At 37.2% G+C, this 19,607-nt stretch carries 15 protein-coding genes; 11 read left to right on the top strand and 4 right to left on the bottom strand.

Annotated features, from left to right (window positions below; genetic code table 11):
• Window positions 1-155: 155 nt before the first annotated feature.
• The 11 genes from H1R81_RS22315 (at window position 156) to folE (ending at window position 11,348) form a co-directional block, all read left to right on the top strand.
• Window positions 156-1,013 (top strand): hypothetical protein, encoded by an 858-nt coding sequence (locus H1R81_RS22315; protein WP_181842969.1) that lies wholly within the window; start codon window positions 156-158, stop codon window positions 1,011-1,013.
• Between the two features lie 20 nt (window positions 1,014-1,033).
• Window positions 1,034-2,287, top strand: coding sequence for an MFS transporter (locus H1R81_RS22310; RefSeq protein WP_181842968.1), 1,254 nt, complete (start codon window positions 1,034-1,036; stop codon window positions 2,285-2,287).
• A gap of 17 nt (window positions 2,288-2,304) precedes the next feature.
• Window positions 2,305-2,847, top strand: coding sequence for a carboxymuconolactone decarboxylase family protein (locus H1R81_RS22305; RefSeq protein ID WP_181842967.1), 543 nt, complete (start codon window positions 2,305-2,307; stop codon window positions 2,845-2,847).
• Between the two features lie 29 nt (window positions 2,848-2,876).
• Window positions 2,877-3,446 carry a carboxymuconolactone decarboxylase family protein gene (locus tag H1R81_RS22300; protein WP_181842966.1) on the top strand — a complete coding sequence of 190 codons (570 nt, stop codon included), beginning with the start codon at window positions 2,877-2,879 and terminating at the stop codon, window positions 3,444-3,446.
• A 243-nt stretch (window positions 3,447-3,689) separates the two neighbouring features.
• Window positions 3,690-4,229, top strand: coding sequence for a hypothetical protein (locus H1R81_RS22295; protein WP_181842965.1), 540 nt, complete (start codon window positions 3,690-3,692; stop codon window positions 4,227-4,229).
• Between the two features lie 127 nt (window positions 4,230-4,356).
• Window positions 4,357-6,534 (top strand): TonB-dependent receptor domain-containing protein, encoded by a 2,178-nt coding sequence (locus H1R81_RS22290; protein ID WP_181842964.1) that lies wholly within the window; start codon window positions 4,357-4,359, stop codon window positions 6,532-6,534.
• A 55-nt stretch (window positions 6,535-6,589) separates the two neighbouring features.
• Window positions 6,590-7,795, top strand: a complete 1,206-nt coding sequence (locus H1R81_RS22285; RefSeq protein ID WP_181842963.1) for a DUF3179 domain-containing (seleno)protein — start codon at window positions 6,590-6,592, stop codon at window positions 7,793-7,795.
• Between the two features lie 88 nt (window positions 7,796-7,883).
• The gene (locus H1R81_RS22280; RefSeq protein WP_181842962.1) at window positions 7,884-8,375 is read left to right on the top strand and encodes a gamma carbonic anhydrase family protein; all 492 of its coding nucleotides are present in this window, start codon (window positions 7,884-7,886) and stop codon (window positions 8,373-8,375) included.
• Window positions 8,376-8,496: 121 nt separating this feature from the next.
• Window positions 8,497-9,858 carry a vanadium-dependent haloperoxidase gene (locus tag H1R81_RS22275; RefSeq protein ID WP_181842961.1) on the top strand — a complete coding sequence of 454 codons (1,362 nt, stop codon included), beginning with the start codon at window positions 8,497-8,499 and terminating at the stop codon, window positions 9,856-9,858.
• Between the two features lie 409 nt (window positions 9,859-10,267).
• Window positions 10,268-10,687, top strand: coding sequence for a 6-carboxytetrahydropterin synthase (locus H1R81_RS22270; RefSeq protein WP_181842960.1), 420 nt, complete (start codon window positions 10,268-10,270; stop codon window positions 10,685-10,687).
• Window positions 10,647-11,348 (top strand): GTP cyclohydrolase I FolE, encoded by a 702-nt coding sequence (gene folE, locus H1R81_RS22265; RefSeq protein WP_181842959.1) that lies wholly within the window; start codon window positions 10,647-10,649, stop codon window positions 11,346-11,348. Before H1R81_RS22270 ends, folE begins: the two co-directional genes overlap by 41 nt.
• A gap of 143 nt (window positions 11,349-11,491) precedes the next feature.
• Here the strand turns inward: folE and H1R81_RS22260 are convergent, their stop codons facing one another.
• From H1R81_RS22260 to H1R81_RS22245, 4 genes are all read right to left on the bottom strand, one after another.
• Window positions 11,492-11,719, bottom strand: a complete 228-nt coding sequence (locus tag H1R81_RS22260) for a helix-turn-helix transcriptional regulator (protein ID WP_181842958.1) — start codon at window positions 11,717-11,719, stop codon at window positions 11,492-11,494.
• 3 nt (window positions 11,720-11,722) lie between these two features.
• Entirely contained in the window at window positions 11,723-12,259 is a 537-nt protein-coding gene (locus H1R81_RS22255) for a DUF2975 domain-containing protein (protein ID WP_181842957.1), read from the bottom strand.
• 289 nt (window positions 12,260-12,548) lie between these two features.
• The gene (locus tag H1R81_RS22250) at window positions 12,549-14,330 is read right to left on the bottom strand and encodes an ABC transporter ATP-binding protein (protein ID WP_181842956.1); all 1,782 of its coding nucleotides are present in this window, start codon (window positions 14,328-14,330) and stop codon (window positions 12,549-12,551) included.
• A gap of 112 nt (window positions 14,331-14,442) precedes the next feature.
• Window positions 14,443-19,500 (bottom strand): 3-coathanger stack domain-containing protein, encoded by a 5,058-nt coding sequence (locus tag H1R81_RS22245; protein ID WP_181842955.1) that lies wholly within the window; start codon window positions 19,498-19,500, stop codon window positions 14,443-14,445.
• Window positions 19,501-19,607: the final 107 nt, after the last annotated feature.

The following is a 19,607-nucleotide window of genomic DNA, read 5'->3' as shown; positions in this document are numbered from 1 at the left end:
TATACTCTAATAGCTTGAAAATGAAGACTTAATAAATAGTAATAATTGGCCTTTAAATTTTTTATAAAGTAAAAACATTTAGATTTTTGTATAACTAAACTCAGTAATAAAAAGAGGAGTTGGAGTTTATAAAAACACTATATAAATTAAAGAGTATGAGTACAAGTAATTCACTATTCATTAATCCTTTTTCTTCAAAACTTGCTTTTGAAGAAAAACTTTTCTTCTGGTTGCGCATGGGTGTATTGGGGTGCTTTGTTGGACATGGTTTCTGGGGCATCGTTTTGAAGAAAGGTTGGTTACCATTTTTTAAAGTTTTCTTTATAAACGAACCAATTGCCTACAATTTTATGCCCTTGATTGGTGCAATGGATATCCTGATAGGGCTTACTGTATTTTTTTACCCTAACCGAGTTCTCTTATTATGGGCATCTTTCTGGACAGTCTTTACGGCCTTGTTGCGCCCGTCAGCCAGTATGGGGATGTCAGAGTTTTTTGAGCGTGCTGGTAATTTCGGGGTGCCGATTCTTTTCTTACTGTTATATGGATTTCCGGTTGTAGGCGAAAAATGGTGGTCTAAACTAAAACCACTTGCTACGCTTTCACTCCAACAAGCTTATCTGGTCGAATGGATACCCCGATTAAGCCTGTTTAGTCTATTAGCAGGCCATGGCGGTTTGGCTGTATTTATGAACCATCCGGGTTTAATTAAAAACATGACTGGAATCGGGTTGCCGATGACTGGCTCAAACTTACAGATTTTTGGTATGTTCGAGATTGTATTGGCTTTTCTTGTCTTGCTCAGACCTCGTATTCCGGGCTTATTGATATTTATATGCTTATACAAATTAGGATTTGAGTTGCTTTTCCCGATTGTAGGAACTGCCAGAGATATTTTTGAAACAATTGAGCGCATGGGTGACTATGTCCTACCTATGATTCTTTTTGAATATTATCGCTCTAAGTATCACAGTCAATTCAGGCATCAAGCTATAGTTTCAAAAACCCGATAAACTTTTAATAAACCTAAACAATGACCTTAATCACGGAGAATAACTTAAAACAGGAAGTGCTTTCATCCAATATCAGAATACTGGCATTTATTCTGTGCCTGATTAGTTATGCTTTTGGGGGGACTGTTTCCACTTTAATGTCGGTTTATTTGCCCGTAGCTATACCTGAGCTATTGGATGAGAAAATTTCAGAAGCACGCTTAGGAGAGGAGGGTGCATATATCAGTGCAATCTCATTATATGGTTGGATGATTGGTGGTATTTTGTTTGGGGTGGTAAGCGATAAAATCGGTCGTAAAAAAGTATTGGTATTAGTAACAGGATTATATGGATTAGCCACTTTGCTGACTGTATTTGTCACTAACTGGTATATATTGTTAGCTTGTCGGTTTTTTACGGGTATGGGTGTGGGCGGTGTATTGCTGGTAACAACGGTTTATATTTCTGAAATTTGGATTGAGAAAACACGCCCTGTCTTTGTGGGTATCCTGGCAATTGCCTTTCCATTAGGCATAGTAGCATCTGGTGGATTAAGCAAACTATTCTCAGAATGGCATAATGCTTTCTGGATTGGGTTGATACCAGCAGCCATAGCCATTTTGATAGCAGTATTATTACCGGAATCTCCTAAATGGCAAAACCTTAAAAATGTTGAGCAGACATCATCAGGTAGTTTGTTTGATAATTCCTATAGGCCGAACCTGATCAAAGGCTCTATAATATTTGGTGCTGTATTAATTGGCCTTTGGGGGATATTTTCGTGGCTACCTACTTGGGTGCAAACCTTACTGCCTGCCGGCCAAACCGGACAAAATGAAAGGGGTAATACAATGATGTTATTAGGCTTGGGAGGTATTGCCGGAGGAATTTTATCAGGATTTCTGATTCAGACATTAGGCAACCGAAAAACCCTTATGCTGACATTTATCAGTCTGATAGTAGCAAGCTGTCTGTTATTTTTAACGAATAAAACATTCACCCCGGTTATCTATGTCGAAACCGCTTTACTGACGCTGTGTTTCGGAATTAGTCAAGGATCATTGTCAAGCTATATACCTGAGCTTTTTCCTACAATTATCAGAGCAACAGCAACAGGTTTCTGCTTTAATGTCGGCCGTTTCTTTACTGCTACGGCAGTGTTTTTTGTAGGTGCATTAGTAACTGTTTTTGGTGGCTTTGGAAACGCCTTACTTGCATTTTCGAGTACTTTTATTGTGGCTTTTATCATGGCCTGTTTTAGCAAAGAAAAGGAAGCAAACCTAATTAATTCATAATTCAAAAAAGAATTTCAATGGCTTATATCAAATTGCCTGACAATGCGGCAGGAATGAGAGGATTGATGGCTTTTCGCCCACATCTTGCACCGCATTTAGGCGCATTTACAGAAGGAATTCTATGTATTGAAGATGGACTGACGAAAGCCGAACGCGAGATTATAGGTACTTTAGTATCTAAACTGAATGATTGCCAATTATGTGAAGGAGTACACGGAGCAGTGGCGGCCTGTTATTTAGATGATAACGAAGTACTAATAGAACAAATTAAAGAAGATTATAAAAAGGCACCGATTTCTGATAAACTGAAAGCTTTATTAAATATTGCTACAAGTGTACAAAAAGGCGGCAAATATGTTTCAGAAAGCCAGATACAAAGAGCCAGAGATTTAGGGGCAACAGATATAGAAATACATGATACGGTGATTATAGCAGCAACGTTCTGTTTTTTTAATCGCTATTTAGATGGTTTGGGAATTGACCCCATACAAGATTCAGAAATTTTTCGCCAAAGAGGCAGAATGATTGCAAAGGGCTTGGGTTACGCACCCAAAAAGTAAAACAAATAAAGAGTTTAAAAAAATATGTTATGGCATACATCAAATTACCAGAAGAAGAACTTCTGCCAGGCATCAGAGGATTAATGGCTTTTCGTCCTGAGACGGCTCGCCCATTGAATGCTTTGGCAGACATATTATTGAGAGATGAGAGTACTGGACTTTCGAGAGGTGAGCGAGAAACCATAGCTACTTATGTTTCTTACCTGAATGATTGCTGGTTTTGTCAGAGTGTGCATGGAGCTGCCGCACAATGTTATTTAGACGATGATGGTGCATTGATTGATCAAATCAAGAAAAATTACGAAGAAGCACCAGTTTCAAAAAAGCTTAAGACCTTATTAGCTATTGCTGCAAATGTACAAAAAGGTGGCAAAAATGTAACAACCGAACAAATAGATGCCGCAAGAAACGAGGGGGCGAATGATAAAGAAATCCATGATACTGTATTGATTGCCGCAGCCTTTTGTATGTTCAATCGTTATGTAGATGGTTTAGGTACATGGGCACCTGCTGATCCTAAGGCATATATAGCCAGAGGTATCCGTATTTCAGAAGAAGGTTATGCCAATTTTGATGCTATGAAAAGCATCGGTAAATAAGATATTGAATCTTAGTTTTGATTTAATCATAGGTTGACTATTATACTCTGTGCATCATTTGATGCGCAGAGTTTCTGACAAATAATTACGAGGATTAATCAAAACAAGGATTCTTACAAGAAATTAATATATGTTTTGTTTTTAGTTAAAAAATTCACAGACTCTGCATATCTGATAGATGTGCAGAGTTTATTTGAAAAATAAAGGTTTTTTATTGAATTTGATAAATTTTCAGTATTTACTGTGAAAAAAATAGCGTCAATAGGTCTTTTATTACTTCTGCTCTACAATATGTTTGGGCTGACAATAACTATGCTGTTTTTTGAGACTAATTACCGAACAAATTCTAATGTGATTTTTGATGATAAATGGAAAATTATTAAAATTCCGACAACTTCAAAAGATGTGCATTACAGGAATGGACATAAGGAAGGGCTGATACGTAGCGGAAATGATTTTTATAATATTATGCACGAGTATCAGGAGAATGATACATTATATGTAATTCTGAAGTCGAATCAGAATGCGCAGGAGCGTTTTGCCGAATTGGCATCAATGGTACAAGGTATGACTGCGCCTGATTCTGATATATCTCGCAGCCCATTAGGGAAACTCATAAAACTGTTAGGTGATTTACAGAAAGTTTATGTTTCTGATTCATTGCAATTGGCTTTAACTGAACCCATTGTCGAAATATATGACCCCTCTTTTTATACAGAACCAACCCAATCAGACTATCAGGTAATACACCTGTTACATTCGCCTCCGCCTGAATTAACCTGATTTTATATAACTATTCCTTGGTATAATGTCCTCCTTGGAGAATGTTATACCTATTCTCTTATAGTATAATCAGTAATTAATTTAAGCAATACAGGACAACCTTGTATTACTTTCAAAGAATATTTTTATGAAGTCAATACAATTACTATGCGTACTCATGGTATGCACTACACATATATTTGCCCAGCGAACAGATTCTGTAAAAGTAAAAGAATTAGAAGAAATAAATATTTTAGAGCAGCGATACAAAAATACAATTGAGCGATTGCCTCTCACACAAGGTACTTATCTTTTTGGAGGGAAAAAAAGCGAAGTAATTAATTTATTAGGTGCAGATGCTAATATTGCAGAAAAAACGCCTCGTCAGATATTTGCCAAAGTACCTGGTGTATTTGTTTATGATATGGATGGTACAGGCAATCAAACCAATATTTCAACTCGTGGGCTTGACCCGCACCGTGGCTGGGAGTTTAATATACGTGCTGATGGTATTCTTACTAATTCAGATATGTATGCCTATCCGGCAAGTCATTTTAGCTTACCTATGGAAGCTATTCAGACCATTCAGTTAGTACGCGGTACAGGTTCCTTGCAATATGGAGCTCAATTTGGAGGTATGCTGAACTATATTGCCAAACAACCTGATACAACAAAGGCTTTTAATTTTGAGACCATTAATTCCATAGGTTCTTTTGGTTTAGTTAGTACTTATAATGGAATAAGCGGGAAAATCGGTAAGCTCCAGTATTACGGGTATTACTCAAGGCGCCATTCTGATGGATACCGCACTAATTCAGAAAGTGATTATAGCGGGGAAGCACTTGGGTTAATTTATCAGGTTTCATCAAAGATTAAATTGAAAGCGGATTTCAAACACTCAAAATATCTGTACCAAATACCAGGGCCGTTGACAGATAGTATGTTTTATGCAAATCCCCGAATGTCAACCCGTGCACGTAATTATTTTAACCCTACTATCTATGTACCATCTTTCACAGCAGATTTCCGTTTAAGTGCACGTACTCGTGCTTCCTTTATAGCATCTGCTGTATTAGGCGACAGAAACAGTGTAACATTTGACAAACCCGCCAACATTGTGGATGCAATTGATCCTACTACCCTGCAATATGCAAATCGTCAGGTTGATATAGATCATTTTAACAGTTATACAGTTGAAGCACGTCTGTTACACAATTATGAGTTAGGTAAAGTTTCATCCATCTTAGTAACAGGAGTACAGTTAATGAACAATGATCTGAACCGCCAGCAATTAGGGAAAGGTACTACGGGATCAGATTTTGATATTTCCAAAACCGGCGATTGGGTGAGAGATATGCACCTGAAAACTAAGAATTTTGCAATCTTTGCCGAAAACCGTTTTGCAATTACTTCTAAATTTTCAGTTACACCAGGTATTAGAGTAGAATTAGGCGAGTCTGATTTGAGTGGTAAGATTGCTTATTATGATGCCAACCAGCTGCCAACCACTATTACGCATAAATTTCCTCTTTTAGGATTGAATGCTAATTACCAGTTGAGCCAATCGCAGAATATCTATGCAGGTTTTGCGCAGGCCTATCGACCGGTAGTATTTAAAGATATTATCCCGTCGGCCACATACGAGAAGATAGATAAAAATCTGAAAGATGCGTATGGTTATAATGCCGAAATAGGTTATAAAGGCAATACAGAGCATTGGAAATGGGATATAAGTGCCTTTCAGATTCAGTATAACAACCGTATGGGTATGACCTACGGTACGGAAACCGATGGGGATTTTTATTATTTACGCACTAATATTGGCAATTCACATATCAATGGCTTGGAGATATTTGTTCAGTATGATACCCGATTTTCGCCAAAATCCACATTTTCAGTCTTTACTTCTACTGCTTATATGGATGCCAGATATGAGGATGCTTCCATAAGAGCAGGAGATAAAAATGTGAGCGTAAAGGGTAACAAGGTAGAAAGTACCCCAGACTGGATAAGCCGCAACGGAATAACATTCCGTTATACGAAACTAAGTGTTACGGCTCTTTACAGCTATACTGCCAATAGTTATGCTGATGCACTGAACACTGTAAAACCATCTGCCACAGGCGCAGTGGGTTTAGTACCATCGTATGGATTGTTGGATATCAATGCTACATACCGGTTAACCCAAAGTATGATGGTAAAACTGAATATCAATAATCTGACTAACGAACAATACTTTACCAAAAGACCAGCTTTTTATCCTGGCCCTGCCGTATGGTCATCAGACGGTAGAAGTGTGAATGTTTCATTCGCTTTTAAAATATAAACAAATTAAAAAGGCCCTTGCAGAAGAGGCCTTTTACCTGAAATATCTGAATACAATGACTCCTACATTTAAAAAACGTTTGTTCTGGATAGGTGCTGTTTGCCTTATCTTACCAGCCTTATTAGAGGCCTATCTTTTGATGCCCTTTCCTGGTAGTCAGGATTTAGAAGCAATCAAGCTTACCTATTATCTTGAGAAGCTCATTCCTGCTTCACGAATTATAGGCTTATTGCTATTGGCTATTCCTGCGTGGTCATTTATTACTCAAGGCAGCAACAAACAGAAGGGATTAGTAGGAATCATTGTATTGGTAGCCATAGTACTTTATTACTTTACCGATGTTTCGTACAGAGCAGAGGTAATGTTTAAAGAACCTGAAAAGATTCAGTTCGCAACCCAAAAAGATAGTAAAGTGCCAGATAGTTTAGTAGTGATGACTGTTGTAAATGGTAGTATAGCCAAAGCGTATCCGATTAAGTTCGTAGGTTATCATCATAAAATACAGGATAATGTGGGTGATACACCCGTATTGATTACTTATTGTACCATGTGTCGCACGGGTTTGGTTTTTAGTCCAATTGTAGATGGTAAGAAACAGATTTTCCGTTTGGTAGGGGCAAGGCACTATAATGCCGTAATAGAAGATTCTGATACCAAATCCTGGTGGTATCAGGCTACTGGAGATGCAGCAGTAGGCGCACAGGAAGGAAAGAAATTAGATATTATTCCATCAGAACAAATGACTTTGAAAGCCTTTTTTGCTCAATACCCTGATGGTCTGGTATTTCAGCCTGATAATACTTTTAGTGAAGAATATGATGAATTGAAAACCTATGACCGTCGTCAGAAAATGGATGAAGATTCTCTGACGAATCCTAACAAATTCTGGGACAAAAGCTGGATCTTAGGTGTAACTATTGAAAATAAAAATAAAGCTTATGCATGGAGGTCATTACCACCAGTACTTAATGATAAAATAGGAAATACATCATTCGTAATTGTATTAGAAGATGACAGACATTCCTTCCATGTTTTTAATAGGGAGATTGATGGCAAAATCTTAAACTTTGTTTCAGAAACTTCAGGATTTAAGGATAAAGAAACTTATAGTATATGGAATGATAGGGGCGAATGTATAGAAGGAGCATTAAAAGGGAAGAAATTAGCAAAAATACAAGCATATCAAGAGTATCTTCGAGCATGGAAGCAATTCCACAAACCTACCGAAATCTGGGATTATGATAATTTAAAGTCAAGATAATTAATAAATGCTATGAATTTTTTAAAGATTGCTTCTTGAAAATTCATAGCATTTATGTTTATTCGTGCCATATTCAAAATTCTATAAAATGGGATATTTTATTGCGCCTAATGCCAGTGTGATGGGCGATGTAACACTTGGCGAAGATGTTTCTGTCTGGTATTCGGCAGTGATTCGGGCTGATGTTGAAAAAATTGTGATTGGTAACCGCACCAATATTCAGGATGGGGCTATCCTGCACGCAGATTTTGGTGAGCCCACTCTCATCGGCGAAAGCGTAACTGTGGGCCATGGTGCTATTGTGCATGGTGCAACAGTGGGCGATTATTCGTTGATAGGCATGAGGGCAACTATTCTTAACAGAGCTAAAATCGGCAAATATTGTATTATAGGCGCTAATGCACTGGTAACCGAAGGTACAGAAATTCCTGATTATTCGATGGCAGTGGGTACACCTGCCAGGGTGATTAAAACATTACCACCGGAAATAGCTGAAAAATTAGCCATTAGTGCAGCTCACTATGTAGAAATGTCGCATGAACACCAGTCTGGTAAGTTCCCTTTAAAGGCTAACCAATAAATTTCTGTCAATCTATAGTTTTCTCAAAATATAATCAAATAACAAAACCTTGCCTTTTCTTTTGGCAAGGTTTTTGATTTTAATCTGAATAGATTTTTAGGTCAGGATAAAAGAAAACTTTATGGGGAATCTATACGCAGTATTCTTACTAAAACGCGTAAAGGTAACTTTATACGCCATTACTTGCATATTTACTGTTTACCTCACTTCTTGCAAAGATAAACCTGGCAAAGAAGTAATTGCTCCTGCTGTTGAATCAAAAAAAACAAATACATACGATGCCAGCCTTGCTATCAACTGGACGAATCTGCAATTGCGTTTGATTAAATCAACACCTGGGTATGCAGCCCCTGTTGCAGCGCGTAGTCTGGCTTATACCAGCCTTGCCTTTTATGAAAGTGTAGTATATGGACTGGAGGGTTATCAGTCGTTGGCAGGGAAAATCTCAGGCTTAACAAAATTACCTGTACCAGATTCAACCAAAGAATATAACTGGGGCATAGCAGCCAATGCCGCCATCTCAACCTTGGTAAAAGAATTATATACTACAACCAACGATGATAATAAAGCTTCAATAGACTCTTTACGGCGGGTTTCTGAAACAGCACTGAAAACAGGTGTAACCAATCAGGAATTAATAGAACGCTCAATTAACTTCGGGGCTGATATTGCCAAAGCTATCTGGGATTACTCTAAAACCGATGGTGGTAATGAGGGCTGGAATAATAATTTTCCGACTTCCTATAAAGTGCCAGTGGCAATTGGATCATGGGAACCTGTAAGTAATCAGAAAATACCTTTATTACCTTATTGGGGTAAAAACCGTAATTTTTCATCGCTTAATAATACCGTAGTGCCATCAGATCCTATCGCTTTTTCATTTAAAGAAAATTCAATAATGTATAATGCAGCTAAAGAAGTATATACAGTAGCTAAAACTTTAACTGATGACCAAAAGGAAATAGCTCACTTCTGGACAGATGCAAGTATTACACCGGGAGGGCATAGTTTCAGTATTGCTAACATTGTTCTCAAAAAAGAAAAATCTAAACTCGATAAAGCAGCTGAGGTATATATTAAATTAGGTCTGACAATAAATGATGCCTTTGTTGCTTGTTGGAAATCGAAATATAATTATAACCTGATGGCACCCATTACTTATATCAAACAGGCTATTTCACCAACTTGGTCTCCCTATATTGCTACTCAGCCAGTTCCGTCTTATACGTCTGATAACGCAACAAGTTCGGGTGCAAGTGCGGAGATATTAACATCTGTTTTTGGAGACAATTATGCTTTCACAGATAATACCTATCAGGGAAGCTTACCAAACCGAACGTTCAAATCATTTGAAGAATATGCAAACGAAGCCACTATTGCCCAATTATTTGGTGGAGTTCAGTATAGGATGGCAAATGAGAACGGGCAAAAGAATGGCAAAGAGATTGCAAAGAATATATTAAAGCTTAATTTTAAAAAATAACCTGAGGAGTAAAAAAGATTTTTAGTACACGATAGAATCCCTTTGTTTAAAACCAGGCTCACTTTCTTGACTTGTCAGGGGAGTGAGTTTTTTTGTTTTTTTACTGACTCTGGTGTTGCGCCAAATTATATTCACTGTTATATATGTAATTTAATTGGCTTTAAAGTATTGATTGTCAGTTTGTTAAATAATTCTCTAAAGCCACTTGCAACTTTTTATATATAATTTTGTTATGTTAATATTAAACAAAAAAGCATTTTACGTAAAAAGAAAAATTCTCGCAGATTTAGTTTAAAAGTGTTGCTGACAACCTTTCAGACGACTTTTAAACTTTGAGACTAAATCCCTGAAATTTCATAGATTTTGGTATTTGTATAAAGTACTCAAAAGCATTTAAATCAAAAAAATAATGAGTTCTAAACGAGTTGCGGTGTTCAGAAAAGAACATTTCAATGCTGCTCATCGTCTCAACAATCCGAACTGGTCGGAGGAGAAAAATGAACGCGTGTATGGAAAGTGTAATAATTACAATTTCCATGGTCATAACTATGATCTTGTAGTTCAGGTAATTGGCAAAATTGACCCTGAATCAGGTTATGTTATGGATATGAAGCTATTAAGTGATTTAATAAAAGAAGAAATTCTGGACAAGTTTGACCACAAAAACCTAAACCTTGATACCGAAGAATTCAAAGATATTAATCCATCAGCTGAAAATATTGCTATTGTAATTTATGAGAAATTGAGGGCAAAACTGCCGGATTATTTAGACCTTAGAATCAGATTATATGAAACCGAACGAAACTTTGTTGAATACCCTGTTATTTGAAGAAGATACCAAAGTTGCCCTTACAGCTGAAGAAATAGGTGATGACCACATAAGTACTTCTGTAGACACCCCTATGCGTGCCGATGCCTTTGACATGAACGATGATGAGAAAATAGCGCAGATTGAATACTATTTCCGCCAGATAATGGATACGCTCGGATTAGATTTAAGGGATGATTCTTTGAAAGGTACACCAAACCGTGTAGCCAAAATGTATGTAAAAGAGATTTTCAGCGGGCTTAATCCAGAGAATAAACCAAAAGTCACACTTTTTGATAATAGGTATCAGTACAACGAGATGTTGGTTGAAAAAGACATTTCATTCTACTCCAATTGCGAACACCATTTCGTACCGATTTTCGGCAAAGCGCATGTGGCCTATATTGCCAATGGTAAAGTAATTGGCTTATCGAAACTGAATAGAATAGTACAATATTTTTCCAAAAGACCTCAGGTACAGGAACGCCTGACAATGCAGATTGCGAAAGAATTACAGAGAGTATTAGGTACAGAAGATGTGGCTGTTGTAATGGATGCCAAACACTTATGCGTGGCTTCTCGCGGTGTGCAGGATGACACTTCTACAACCATTACAAGTTTCTATGGTGGCAAATTTCAGCAGGAAGCTACCAAGGCGGAGTTTTTGAAGTATATAGGGTAAAGAACTGGGGTTTAGTTAAGATTTAACACTAATAGTGGAAAATTGCAACGAAACGACTAAGATCGTATTCAGTCCAGCCTGAACCAAATTATAGCGATACAACCATCCGAAGTTTCAACGACCAGCCCCACTTGGAGCAATTGTTAGTGGGTCGTTGTTTTTTGTTTGTCATTAACATATTCTAAAATGTCACCCGGCTGGCAATCTAATACATTACAAATTGTCTCTAATGTGCTAAATCTAATTGCCTTCGCTTTTCCTGTCTTTAAAATAGAAAGGTTCGATAAAGTCAGCCCAATTTTTTCAGAAAGCTCATTCAGTGACATCTTCCTCTTTGCCATCATTACGTCTAAATTTACAATGATTGCCATACTTTATACAGTTAAATCATTTTCGTTTTGAATGTCTACTCCTTTTTTGAAAATTGTAGCAATAATATAAATTACAGCTCCCATTAAAATAAAGGCTTGACTGTCTCCCCAGAATTGGTTTAAGCTGTCGGTAACAAAACCGTGATGCATTAAATTTTTAGTTAACTCTCTGGCAATGTGACTTAACAGGCCAATTGAAAGGGTATAATAACTAACTTGTGAAATTTGTCTCGCAACAAAAGTGTTAAATGGTTTTGATAAATCCATTGTATGCATAAGTCTGATAACTATGTAAAATAGGTGCGCTTTTAAAATTGAAATGGTTAGAACAAAGCCATAGATGCCGAAAAAAGCTAATCTACTGTCTCTATACATTGCAGTTAAATCCAACTTTTGATAAAGATTCGGGATAAATTCAGGCTTATACAGACTGAAAAAGAAATTTACTATTAAGCCCCCTGCCTCAATAGACAGGCCGATAAAAATGATCCAGGCCACAATATATAAGCCCCAGAATACGAAGTTGTTTGTTTTTGACATAATTGTTAAAATTAAATTTGATATGCCAAAGGTAATAAAATTTTATTGATAAACAATAAATATATGTTTATATTCAATAAATATTTTTTAACATTACAAATAGTCAAAATAGGTCGCTGAGTGAGCGATATTTGTATTTGAGCGTATAAGTCCGATTAGGTTGGGTATTTTATTGTGGAGTATGTTTTATTGTATGAATGACTGATTAATTAAGAACACTCATTTATACTCTAAAACATTTATATACATTTGTATCAAGAACTTGTCTCATTATAGAAAAGGATTTTTATTATACCTCTTCCCCCTGCAATTGTTTTTCATACAATTCTTTATAAGCACCGTCTTTTTTCAAGAGCTCTTCATGGGTGCCTTGTTCAATTACTACACCCTCATCCAACATCAGGATTTTATCTGCTAATTTCGCAGAGGAAACGCGGTGAGAGATAATAATCGAGGTTCGGTTCTGCATAATTCTTTCCAGATTATTCAGAATGATATTTTCGGTATTTGTATCAACGGCTGAAAGACAGTCGTCTAAAACTAAGATTTTGGGCTCTCGGGCAATGGCACGGGCAATAGATAAACGTTGTTTTTGTCCACCAGAAAGGGTAATACCTCGCTCGCCTAACTTTGTATCAAACTTATCAGGGAAATCCATTATGTTTTTATACAAATCAGCATCTTTAACCGCTTTTCTTATACGCTCGTCGGTAATGTCCGGCGAGCCGAATTTAGCATTATTCAGGATCGTATCTGAGAATAAGAATACCTCTTGTGGCACATAACCCATCTGGCTTCTTACATATTGAATATTATAATCTTTAATTGAAATGCCATCAATCATGATTTCGCCTTCGGTTGCATCATACATTCTCACAATCAGGTTGGCAATGGTACTTTTACCTGAGCCTGTCGTACCCAATATTGCCACAGATTCGCCAGCTTTAATATCCAGGTTAAAATCTTTTAAGGCCTGAATACCCGAATCAGGGTATGTAAAATTCACATTCCTGAAAGTGATACTCCCTTCAATCTCTTTAGTCAGATTTTTTTCAGAGACAATATCCGTTTTAGTAAGTAAAAACTCATTGATCCGTTGCTGTGAAGCCGCCGCTCTCTGAATCTGGCTGGATGTCCAGCCCAAAGCGGTCAGAGGCCATGTAAGCATAAATACATACATGATAAACTCAGTAATATTACCAGGGGTCAGTCTGCCTGCAATAATCTCCTGTCCACCTATATAAACGCATAAGACTGTACTCAATCCAATTAATAAGGCGATGGTCGGAGTAAAGAGCGCATCAAAACGGGTAAGAGACAATGATTTCGCTTTATATACATTGCTTTCTTTTCTGAAACGTTTTACAGAATCATCTTCACGCGCAAATGCTTTCAGAACTCTGATACCCGAAAAAGCTTCCTGAACAAAAGTAGACAACTTTGAGAGACTTCGTTGAATTTCTTCTGACCGTTTGTTGACAGACGTACTTACAAAAAAGATGCTGGCTGATAGCAAAGGCATAGGTAGTAAAACCCACCATGTAAGGCGCGTATTTACTGAAAACATATAACTCAACACCAAGATTACCAGAACTGCCATGTTCATCAGATACATAATAGAAGGGCCAATATACATTCTGACTTTGCTTACATCTTCCGAAATGCGAGCCATAAGATCACCTGTATTATTCTTTCTGTAAAAACTTAAAGGAAGTGTCTGGTAATGGGCATAGATTTCGTTTTTAAGGTCATACTCAATATGTCGTGACATCACAATCAATGTCTGGCGGACAGCAAAAAGGAAGATGCCTTTCAGAATTGCCATTAATAAAATCAACAACCCATAAATACTGATACTTGTCGTAAAGACATCATACATGCTTTTTTGTATCTCAGTATTGGCAAAAAGGAAATACACATCAATGGTTTCCTTCACCAGATCGAGTGCATGACGAACAACCTGCGCCGGAATAACACCAAAAAGATTAGAAATAATAGTGAAAATCGTACCCAATATCAGATACCATTTGTATTTAAACAGAAACTTGTTGAGATAGGCTAAATGTTTCACAAAAAATTATATTCCGTTGGTTTGAGTCGGTTCAGAAGCCGTTCTGAACTGACTATAAAAACCTAACAGTATTTTACTGAAAATTGTTGCATCAAATTCAGGGTATATGATTTTAATTTCCTGATGGGGTAGGGGCATTATTATTGATAATAATTTTGGGGCGGTTCTCATAGCCATTCGTTGGCAGTGAAGAAGAAAGAATACTGAATGGTGCAATGGCCTGCGGAAAGTTTCGGATTAAATCTGATAAATTGATATAGATTGTTTCGCCCTGGCTGAATTGTTCGGTATGGGTATCAATCCATGTTTTCAGTTCTCCTAAAGCATCAAGCGAATTACTATAATAAGGAGTGTCTTTATCCGCAACAAAAATAATAGCCCGGGTATTGTTCAGATAAGCAGCTTTTGAATATTCAAGCATTTTTTGTTTTACCATGGCTGGGTCTGTAATACCTCCCATATGAACAACATCCATTTCATTAATTTCTGTCTCTATTTCACCACTAAAATTAGACCTTACAATATCACCATCCCACATATGCAACCCTCCAAAACTCATAGTTGCTGTATTGGTTTTTAATACATCTGCATAAGTATTAATATCAGGTACATCAAGGGTTTTACGGGCAGCCCCTAATTGGTCAGCAACCGATCCTGATTCAAAACAAAACTTAATATCATTGCTTTTTGCCTTAACAATACTTTTGCACATTAATAAAAAGTTTTTCATTTGTTTATAATTGAATCGATACCAGTCTTCAAATACAACCGTATTGTACATGGCCGCTATATTTCCTGCATTCATATACTGTATATTATTAACTCCCACTTTAGGAGGTTCAATAAGGTTCATATCACTATAATTAGTATTATAAGCTGAATTTACCTCTGCCAGACCATTATACCGTTCATTTACCAGCCAATATCTGAAAGCATTTACATTATCGGTAGAATAATCATATTCGCAAGGGTGAGGGCTAATAAAGTTTTCGCCATCCCAACCATTTTCAAAGTTAAATCCGGTCTCAAATTGTGCTGAACTAACTACTGAAACCCAGTAAAGTTTTTGTCCTAAAATCGGATAATACCTGTCCATTATCTTTTGTACAAAACCTTTCATTTTGGCTATGGCTGTCAGAGAAGAAAATGAACCATGTCCCGAACCATAACCCACCCGTGCCGGATTATTAAACTGGTCTTGCACAATCTCTCCAAATAAGTTGAACAAGGCATTCTCAAAGTTATCATAGGGCAATTGCGATGGGTCAAACTCATTTCTGTCCTGAAAGTAATACCGGGTGTCATCATAATCTACACTAACCCTGAACACCACAAAGTCATAGATATTATTAGCATGTTTAATGATTTTGTCATACAAAGACCAGTATTCATTTAAAATTTCGGGGTTAGTCTCGTCAAACTGTGAACGGGTCTTAAAAACATCATCAAGCCTGAGAGTTACTTCAAAGAGCCGTGCGCCTCTTTGTGCAAACTCTGTCATTTCAGCAATGGTCTTGTCCGCCGTAGGGCGATTGATATGTAGTTTCTGATATCCTAACTTAAAGTCACGATCCTGATGATTGGCTACTACATTATTACAACCTTTAATTTCAGCAATGAAATTACCTGAATTAGAAACATAAAAGCCCGGATTCAATATAACGCTTCTTCCGGCACTGTAAGTTACTTTGGCACTGTCGCTGATTTTATTATTCGCTACAATTTCACCGTGGGTACCGTCAGTTTCTTTAATAATTATGCCTGTGGTATAGTTATCTTTTGGATTTGTAAGCGATAAAGAATTCTGGCAGAGTAAAATATTTGCTACCCCAGTAACACTCCCGGGTCCGCAATAATTAGACACAGAAGTTAAAGAATAGGTAGTATTCTGAGATGGCGTAACTGTTATTGTTTCATGAGGGTTGTTCAATTTTAATGTTGATGAGATACCAGCAATGTTTACCTCATACTCACCACCACCTTCTAACAAGAGAGAAAGATATATAGGAGAGTCAAAATCACTAACCGTTTGTGTACCTAAAAGTGTAGCACTTGCCGGACGAGACACTCTGAAATCTAAATCAGCACTTTCGCCCGTACAGCCCTGATGCTCAACAAATACCTTATATACACCTGTTTGGCCTTCCATTGGTGCGAAGTCCTGATTTGCACCTTCATATACAGTTTCTCCATTTCTCTTTAAAGTAATATGCGCATCCGTAATATTAGTTTGAATACGATAACTTGGTAATTGTGTATAACAAATACCCTGCACCGGAGCTGTTCCTAATAGCGTACTTGATATTACAGGCAGGAGTGTCGTATTAATTTCAAGAATTTTATCCATTCGCACTGTGCCTACAACAGCATTATCGGCTGTTACCACCCTTGCATAGTAATGCTTACCCACAAGACTATCAGTAATCATAAACGAAAGCGGACTTGTATTACCTGTTGCCACCGTTATGACCTTATTAGTATTTACATCAATCAGTTCAGCTTTGAACGAGGTATTTGCGAAGCTGCCTGTAGTACTAAACCTTATCTGGTTTTCAATCCCTGTGCATAAAAATGTATTGGTATTATCTAATACAATACTTTTTGGGTTCTCAATTTTAGTAATAAAACCCCTATGGCGGTTATCAGCAGCGTTAGAAGCATCACCGAAATTAGTGCTAATGCCCAACTCTCCGAAACTTGCTTTACCAAGATTAACTCCACCTAAAATGATACTCTTGTTATGATCTACTGCCAGTCCATTTACGTAAAGTCCGTCATATACTCTGATATTATTAACTGAGCCCAATAAATCTCCTGTTGGTTTATAAATAGCAACAAACGGATTACCCGAGACACTGCTAAAGGTTGCCAGATCTTTTTGTGGAAGGCGATGTTCATTAATTAAAAAACGATTAGCGGTAGCTGAGTTGTTAAGATAACTTGTAAAATAGATATTGTCTTCATCATCTATACCCATTATATTCCGGCCATTCCTCAGTGTATGATTATTCAGTTTTACCCATTGTCCATCTCCATTTGCATTGAGCTTTAATAAGGCCGATGTATTGTTTGAATCATAATCCTGTGGTGTGTTAGGGAGGGTAATATTGGCAAAATTCCCACCGTAAGAAGTTCGCAGAGAGAACCCTAAATAGATGTTATTCTGCGAATCTGTTTTAACAGAAGGAGCGGCATCGGCATTGTTATCTAATAATATCAGTTGCGATTGCTTTGCCCATACCCAATTGTTTGCGGTTGTATTAAACTTAGCTACAAAATAATCAGTATCACCAAATACAAGTGGATAAGCACCAAATGAAACAGCCTCGGCAGTACCTACGCCGATTGTAGCCGTTGAACCAGTTACAATGATATTGTTCTGTGTATCAATTTCAAGATTTGACATCCCCAATGAACCTGACGGCGAATAAACATTCGCTTTCTGATAATTAAGAATATTCAGGCTGGTCTGGCTAAGCTCCATTACAAGTAATCCAGCCTCCTCATTGGTGGTCTCATTACCGTTTATAAAGCGCATTGTGCCGGGTAATCCCTGATTCCAGGTATAGAGCAACCAGAGCTTATTATTACGGGCTTTAAGTGAATAATATCCTTTTTCTCCCAAACCATAGTTTGGTCTGAAATCGAAATTAGCTGTTGAAATTCCACAGGTTTTTACTTCAGAAAGATTACTTAATACATCTAAATTGCCATTTATGTCAAATTTGGCTACCCATGCAAAACGGCCTTTATAGCGATACTCATATTGTGCCGGGAATGTGTTCGGAACAGAGTATCTGCAATAACCAATGATAGTCCCTAATGCAAAATCTTCTTCATCGGCAATTATTAGAGAGGCTTCATTTCTGGGGTTAGTGGGGCAATTGGCAGCTGCCCTGAATTCAGATACTAAAAAAACCTGTCCGTTATCCAAGGCTAAGTCGCAATATTGATAATCACTTATATCACTTTGTGTATTCCATTTTCTATACCAGGCTAATTGTCCATTGGCACTTATTTTAGCTATAAATCCTGTTCGTTTATCAGCTGTTTCAGAATCATTGCAGAAAACATTATTTCCGTTAATCGTGGTAATAAGTGTATTCCCCAGATTCATGGCTTGAGAAAAGAAGCCAGCAATAAACAAATTGTTTTCGCTGTCTATTTCAGTATCAACTATGGTAGATGGATAATTAAAAGTATTAGTCCAGAAATTATCAGTCAATGCCCATGACCACGCAGGTTTGCAATTAGTAAGCATCAGACTTTTGGATGTGGAGGCCGAACAACCATTTCTTGTAACGGTCACTTCATAAGTGCCATCATGAGAAAGGCTACCGGATGTAATCAGTAAAGTGTCTGTTGAAGCTGTAACAGGACCGGTCCAGGAGTAAGTACTACCTTCTGACTCTCCATTATTGGCAATAAGCCTGATGGTATCTCCAAGACAAGGTTTTGCAGGAATGAGATTAATTGAGGGGAGAGGTTTTGAAGATATACTTAATTCAGCATTGTTGGTATCACTGATAATACTTGGACTCGTAACAATAACTCTAAGCCTATATCTGGTGCCTTCTATAAAACCGCCAGGAACACTAAAACTGGCTGTAGTACTATTAGCCTCTGCCACCACAATATTATAGGGAGAGGTAAAGGAACCGCTACTATCGGATAGTTGCACAGTAAAAAAATGATTGGCACCTAATATATCTCCGGTAACTGTCCAGTTAAGCGTAATTGTTGTATTAGCACAGATTACATTAGATTCCAACTCTTGTAAACTTACTTTTGGAACTAAGACAGGCGTACTACAAGTACTAAGCACAGATAGGGTATCAGTCGGTAAAGCTGTAACAACCGGGCTTGTACTTACCGCCCTGATACGATAATGCGTGCCCGTTGCTAAAGTGGCAGGAATTACAAAGGCAACTTTTTGAAGGGAAGCAGTATAAAACTTTGTTAATTCAACAGGATTGGTAAAGTCTCCTGAAGCATCTGAAAGTTGAATTTTGAAGTAATTATCGGCATTGAAATCTCCTGAAGTACTGAAATTAATTTTTTCAACTTTTCCTCGACAAAGATTTTGCCCATTAAAAGAAACGGACAAGGTTTGAGCATTTACTGACTGACAAAGAGCGAGCAATAAAAGTAAAGGGTAAAATTTTGGCATTCTTGAGTAACTGTATTTCAATATAAAAATATATAAAAAACTATCATTTTAATAGCTTTTTTTATTGAATGGGCAGATTCTTATTAAAGGGTAACAATTGCTTAATA

The organism is Emticicia sp. BO119, from assembly GCF_013912375.1.
GTDB lineage: Bacteria > Bacteroidota > Bacteroidia > Cytophagales > Spirosomataceae > Emticicia.
Note: the sequence above shows the minus strand (reverse complement) of the source record. Positions and strands in the feature narration are given on the sequence as shown.

Bases quoted from the DNA above. Each gene is read 5' to 3' on its own strand.
- H1R81_RS22310 (WP_181842968.1), top strand. From the start codon at position 1,034: ATGACCTTAATCACGGAGAATAACTTAAAACAGGAAGTGCTTTCATCC.
- folE (WP_181842959.1), top strand. From the start codon at position 10,647: ATGAAACCGAACGAAACTTTGTTGAATACCCTGTTATTTGAAGAAGAT.
- H1R81_RS22245 (WP_181842955.1), bottom strand. From the start codon at position 19,500: ATGCCAAAATTTTACCCTTTACTTTTATTGCTCGCTCTTTGTCAGTCA.
- H1R81_RS22290 (WP_181842964.1), top strand. From the start codon at position 4,357: ATGAAGTCAATACAATTACTATGCGTACTCATGGTATGCACTACACAT.
- H1R81_RS22300 (WP_181842966.1), top strand. From the start codon at position 2,877: ATGGCATACATCAAATTACCAGAAGAAGAACTTCTGCCAGGCATCAGA.
- H1R81_RS22315 (WP_181842969.1), top strand. From the start codon at position 156: ATGAGTACAAGTAATTCACTATTCATTAATCCTTTTTCTTCAAAACTT.
- H1R81_RS22260 (WP_181842958.1), bottom strand. From the start codon at position 11,719: ATGGCAATCATTGTAAATTTAGACGTAATGATGGCAAAGAGGAAGATG.
- H1R81_RS22285 (WP_181842963.1), top strand. From the start codon at position 6,590: ATGACTCCTACATTTAAAAAACGTTTGTTCTGGATAGGTGCTGTTTGC.
- H1R81_RS22275 (WP_181842961.1), top strand. From the start codon at position 8,497: ATGGGGAATCTATACGCAGTATTCTTACTAAAACGCGTAAAGGTAACT.
- H1R81_RS22270 (WP_181842960.1), top strand. From the start codon at position 10,268: ATGAGTTCTAAACGAGTTGCGGTGTTCAGAAAAGAACATTTCAATGCT.
- H1R81_RS22280 (WP_181842962.1), top strand. From the start codon at position 7,884: ATGGGATATTTTATTGCGCCTAATGCCAGTGTGATGGGCGATGTAACA.
- H1R81_RS22255 (WP_181842957.1), bottom strand. From the start codon at position 12,259: ATGTCAAAAACAAACAACTTCGTATTCTGGGGCTTATATATTGTGGCC.
- H1R81_RS22305 (WP_181842967.1), top strand. From the start codon at position 2,305: ATGGCTTATATCAAATTGCCTGACAATGCGGCAGGAATGAGAGGATTG.